This window comes from Allokutzneria sp. NRRL B-24872 (assembly GCF_002155965.1).
GTDB lineage: Bacteria > Actinomycetota > Actinomycetes > Mycobacteriales > Pseudonocardiaceae > Allokutzneria.
Window position 1 is genome coordinate 1 of record NZ_MUMH01000265.1, and the last position, 5,038, is coordinate 5,038.

5 protein-coding genes and 1 pseudogene are annotated in these 5,038 nt (G+C 67.8%); 1 reads left to right on the forward strand and 5 read right to left on the reverse strand.

Going from position 1 to position 5,038, the window contains the following annotated elements; translation table 11 throughout:
- Nucleotides 1–410: 410 nt before the first annotated feature.
- Entirely contained in the window at nucleotides 411–1,775 is a 1,365-nt protein-coding gene (locus tag CCN37_RS37210) for a cytochrome c biogenesis protein DipZ (protein WP_246843541.1), read from the forward strand.
- Here CCN37_RS37210 and CCN37_RS37215 read toward each other — a convergent pair.
- The 5 genes and pseudogenes from CCN37_RS37215 to CCN37_RS40455 form a co-directional block, all read right to left on the reverse strand.
- Nucleotides 1,754–2,179, reverse strand: a complete 426-nt coding sequence (locus CCN37_RS37215) for an Imm1 family immunity protein (protein WP_168201042.1) — start codon at nucleotides 2,177–2,179, stop codon at nucleotides 1,754–1,756. The genes CCN37_RS37210 and CCN37_RS37215 overlap by 22 nt on opposite strands.
- Nucleotides 2,167–2,712, reverse strand: a pseudogene (locus CCN37_RS41875) (DddA-like double-stranded DNA deaminase toxin). Before CCN37_RS41875 ends, CCN37_RS37215 begins: the two are co-directional and overlap by 13 nt.
- Before the next feature lie 378 nt (nucleotides 2,713–3,090).
- Nucleotides 3,091–3,468, reverse strand: coding sequence for a hypothetical protein (locus CCN37_RS37225; RefSeq protein WP_086830109.1), 378 nt, complete (start codon nucleotides 3,466–3,468; stop codon nucleotides 3,091–3,093).
- Between the two features lie 26 nt (nucleotides 3,469–3,494).
- Nucleotides 3,495–4,163, reverse strand: a complete 669-nt coding sequence (locus CCN37_RS37230; protein WP_086830111.1) for a hypothetical protein — start codon at nucleotides 4,161–4,163, stop codon at nucleotides 3,495–3,497.
- A 15-nt stretch (nucleotides 4,164–4,178) separates the two neighbouring features.
- Nucleotides 4,179–5,038 (reverse strand): hypothetical protein (locus tag CCN37_RS40455; protein WP_086830113.1); only part of this gene is annotated, 860 nt, incomplete at its 5' end.

Sequence of the window (5,038 nt, forward strand, 5' to 3'; positions counted from 1 at the left end):
GGGCGGCGGGGGCCGAGGAGGCGCCGCCCGCGGTGTCACCGGAGCCGCAGGCCGCGGTGAACAGAGCGATCGAGGCGACTCCGGCGGCGAGGACGGAGCGGGTGACGGTGCGGTTCATGGCTGGAGTTCTCCTTGTGCGTCGGCATGACTGATCCACGATGCGTTGCCAGATAAGGAATTAGCCCGATCGTGCCAATCAGGCGAGTCCGATGTGGACGCTTTCTCGTGGAACACCCCGCATTCGCCGCTCGACGGGAAGCGGTTTGCCGAATCCGCGGCTCGTGACCTTTTCGTGACCTGCGCGGTGGCACCGATCCGCCACGACGCGAGCGGCGAATGCCGGTAATGACCCTCGCACTGATCGGCCTGATCGGCGGACTGGTCACCGGCATCTCCCCGTGCATCCTGCCGTGCTGCCAGTGATCTTCTTCTCCGGCGGCGCGCAGAGCGCCCGCACCGAGTCCTCCGCTCCCTCGCGCGCACGGCCCTACCTGGTGATCGCGGGCCTGGTGCTCAGCTTCACGCTGGTGACCCTGTTCGGCTCGCTGCTGCTGTCGGTGCTCGACCTGCCCCAGGACGTGCTGCGCTGGGCGGGCATCGTCGTGCTCGGCCGGATCGGCGTCGACACCGTCGTGCTCACCGTCGCCTTCGCACTCGGCGCCGCGACTCCGCTGCTCGTGTTCGCCCTGGCGGGACGCCGGATCACCGAGCGCGTGCAGGCCTTCCGCAAGCGCCAGCGCGGTGTCCGGATCACCGCGGGCGTGCTGATGCTGGCGTTGTCGCTCGGCCTGGTGTTCAACCTGCCGCAACTGCTGCAACGCCTCGTTCCTGACTACACCGGCGGTTTGCAGGCGCAGGTCGACAACTCCGAGGAGGTCCGCAAGGCGCTCAACCTCGGCGGCCTGGTCAATAACCAGAACAAGGACTTCGACAAGTGCTCCGACGGCGCGCCGGTCCTGGAGAGCTGCGGCACCGCCCCGGACCTCACCGGCATCACGCAGTGGCTCAACTCCCCCGCCGTGGATCTGAAGCAGCAGCGCGGCAAGGTCGTGCTGCTCGACTTCTGGGCTTACTCCTGCATCAACTGCCAGCGCTCGCTGCCGCACGTCACCGCGTGGGACACGCTCTACCGCGAGGCGGGTCTGCGCGTCGTCGGCGTGCACTCACCCGAGTACGCCTTCGAGAAGGAGTCCGGCAACGTCGCCTCCGCCGCGAAGAACTTCGGGATCACCTATCCCGTCGCGCTGGACAACTCGCTGGCCACGTGGACCAACTACCGCAACAGGTACTGGCCCGCGCACTACCTGATCGACGCTCAGGGCACCGTGCGGCACATCAAGTTCGGCGAGGGTGACTACGCCACGACGGAAAAGCTCATCCGGCAGCTGCTCGCCGACGCCGCGCCGGGCCGCGCACTGCCGCCTGCGACCGGGATCGCCGATCAGACCCCCGACATCAACCGCATCACGCAGGAGACCTACCTCGGGTCCACCAAGCGCGTCAACTTCGCCGGAACCGAGAACTACACCAGCGGCGAGAAGTCCTTCCGCCTGCCGGAGAACCAGGCCCGCGACAGCTTCACCCTGGACGGAGACTGGACGCTCGGCAGCCAGAACATCACCCCCACCGGCGCTGAAGCCCGCATTCGCCTGAACTACCGCGCCCAGGATGTCCGGATCGTGCTCTCCGGCAGCGGAACGCTCACCTACACGCGTGGCGGCCAGACCGCGACCGTCAGCCCCGGAGTGCAGGCCTACTCGTTCACCTTCGGCTGATCTCGCCAGTGGACGCGCGCCGGTCGGGCACCGTTGGTCATGACGAACTCGTGCCCGGCGGCGCGAACATCGTGCAGCGGGATCTCCGCGTTGCCCGGGACTTCGCGGACGTGTCCCATGTAGTCGTAGGTGATCGTCGACGTGTCCGCGTCGGTGCCGTTGACGGTGACGTAGGAACCCTCGCTGCCCGTGTGCGTCAGCACGCCCCGGTCGCCGTTGACGCCGATGTGCAGGACCGCCCACCCGTCGGGGTCTCGGCGGGAGAGCTGCATCAACGGCGGTACTTCGACCGAGGCCCCGTCAGCGACGAGCCGATCGAGAAGCGCGTCCAGGTCGCGCGTGGAACCGACGATGATCGGCTCGTTGTCGTCGTCCGGGTCGTACCAGGCTCTCAACGCCACCACGGCTTCGCTCCTCCGGTGAATCGCTTGCGGTAGTTCGGGGCGTGCACAGTCATCGAGTACCCCTCGGGCAGGATGATCGGTATCAGCTCGTCGCAGCTGAGGTCACCCTTGCACGGTCAATTGTTGATCACGAGGGTGATGTGTCGCATCGCCGGGTCCGTCGGGCCTCGGTCCCGCATCAGCGCGGCCAGCTTCAGCTCGACGTCGGCCGCGGCGCGCGCGGGCAGCATGGCGCATCCCAGAGCTGTGAGCACGTCGTTCACGCGGGCGGTGAGCTCTTCCACTCCGCTGACCGTCGACTGCGCTGAGCCGTCCGGTGCCACCCAGCGGCCGTGGGTCTTCTGTCCGCTGTTGCGCACCACGGGCGGCGGCAGCTGCTGTCGCAACTGTTCGACGTGTTCTGACCGGACCACGGGCGGTGTGCGTTCGGGGGCGCGTGCTGGCGGCTCGCATTGGGGGAAGCCAGTGACTCCGCGAGCGATCGGCTCGAAACTGCTGGTGCAGATCTGAATGCGTCTTCCCAGCGCGACCATCGCACGGCAGATGTCGTTCAGTTCGGCAACGCCGTGAGCCAACAGCCTGAGCACTTCGTTGCCCTCCGCGTCGCGGGTGCCAGCGATGGCGCGATCGCACTCGGTATTGGCCTCTTCCAACAGGCCATAGCCTTGGTCGAGTGCTTCACCGGCCTGGGCACACCGCTCCCGCACCGCGTGCAGCCGAGCGATGACCTCCCTCAACACGCCCACGCTTCCCCCCTCGATGTCCCTGAGAGCCAATGTAGAACCAGGCACCGACGGGCAACCCGTCCGCGTGAAGGCGGATGCCTGTCGGCCGGGGGTTCGGGGTGGTTAACGATGATCGACAAGGGGGCTGGGGGGTCTTGAAGACGCCCCAGCCCGGGTTCGTGACTGCTAGGAGTCGCAGAGGGCTGCCTGGCGGGTGAGGTGGGTGCGCCAGGTCGCCAGCTGCTCCGTCATCGCCTCGTAGTGGGTGATCTCGTCGGGGAAGGCGCTGCCGTTCTCCTTGAACCACTCGCGGATCTCGGTGGTGCTGGCGGCGAACGCTTCGAGGTGGGACTGCGCGTCCTGGTAGGCGGTCAGCGTGTGCTGCCGTTCGGTCTCATCGAGTTCGGCGAGCGCGAGGACGGCGTTGTCGGCCTCGTGGATCGTGGCGCGGAGGTCCTCGAAGCTCTCGGCGTGGTAGCGCATGGTCGCTTCGACGTACTTGAGGACTTCGACGTGGGCGTTGAGCGCCTCGGGCCGGCCGAAGGCGGGGGCGGTGCTGTCCATGGCTTTTCCTTTCCGCTGCTTCGGTTTCAGTGCTTCGTCGAGTTCCCGTCGCCGCCCGCCATCCGGTCCAGGTCCCGATCGGCGTCGGTGATCACCCGGTCCGCGTCGGCGATCTCCCTGTCGAGTTCGGCGATCTGCCTGTCGATCTCGGCCTCTTCGTCGTCGTCATCGTCGCCGTCGTCGCCAGAATCGGTGTCGTCGTCGGAGTCGGTGTCGTCGTCGGAGTCGGTGTCGTCGTCGGAGTCGGTGTCGTCCTCGTGGTCCTTGAGCTGCCAGTCGGACAGCAGCAGCGTCAGCGCGGCGATCCGGCGCTCGCAGTGCGCGAGAATCCGTTGACACATCTGGAGGTCCTGGTCCAGACCGGGGTTCATGGTGAACCAGGTGACAAGTGTCTGGAAGGTGTCTCGCAGCGCTTCCAGCTGGTCGATCGCGTAGCGGAGGATGCCGCGAACGCTCACCCAGTACTCGTAGGAGACGCCGTTCAGCGTGGACCCGTGGTCGTAGGTGAGCACCGCCCTCGCGTCGTGGGTCAGCGCGTGGTCGACGAGGTCGGCGTAGCGGTCCCACGTCGTCTGCAGCGACAGCGACTGCTCCAGCCTGGTGACGAGATCAGCGGGGAGCTGGAAGGCCTGCGCGGGCGCTGCGAGGTTGTTCGTGGCGTTGCGCTGGAGTTCTTCGAGGTGCACGGTGCCCATGGCGTCCTCTCTCGGCTATTTCTTCTGGGTGAACAGCTCCAGCTCGGTCAGCGCGACGTCGTGGCCGCTGATCGAGCGGAAGACCTCGGTCACGTGCACCTGCACGGAGGTCGCGTCCTTGCCGAGCTTCAGCGGGCTCTGCTGCGGCTCGGGGGTGTCCTTGAGGTCGACGTCCTCGGCCTTGTCGGTGGAGTAGACCAGGTGCAGTCGTTTGGGCCGGTGGTTGCCGAGGAAATCGCCCTTCGCGCCGGAGGTGACGAGGATGCGGTCGAGGTTCGCGGGGTCCTTGAAGGTCAGCACCAATGCGGGCGAGACGGCTCTTTCCGAAGCGGCCCAATAGGTGTTGGTGTAGGCGTCGACCGCGGCGACGGCCTCGTGGCCGGGCAGCTGGGCGGTGGCGGTGGCGGAGGTGGGGCGGATCGGGGCGAACTCGGGCGAGATCCACGCCAGGACACGGCGCTTGGCGGCCTCGACCTGGCCGTTCACCCACTGGCTGGCGGGTGGGTAGAAGGCGTAGGTGAGCGTCATGAGCAGCAGCACGACACCGCTGGCCATGCGCAGCTTCGGCAGCACGGTCTCCCGGAACCGGCCCTGCCTGCGCTCGCCCTTCTTGCCGGGGCGGGCGCCTGCCTTGCGGGTCCTGCGGCGGAACAGGAAGTTCCACAGGCGGCGCCACCACTTCGCGCGCACGACCTCGGCGTCGGCGAGGCTTGTGCCGCACCGGTTGCAGAACTTGCGGGTGGGCGTGTTCGGCTGGCCGCACTCACCGCAGATCAGGTCGCCGGGCCGGGCCTCGCGGGTCGGGCGCTTGGCGACCGGGACCAGTTTGCGGGGCGCCTGCGGGAGCAGGGCTTCGGGCTCGGCCGGGCCGTCGT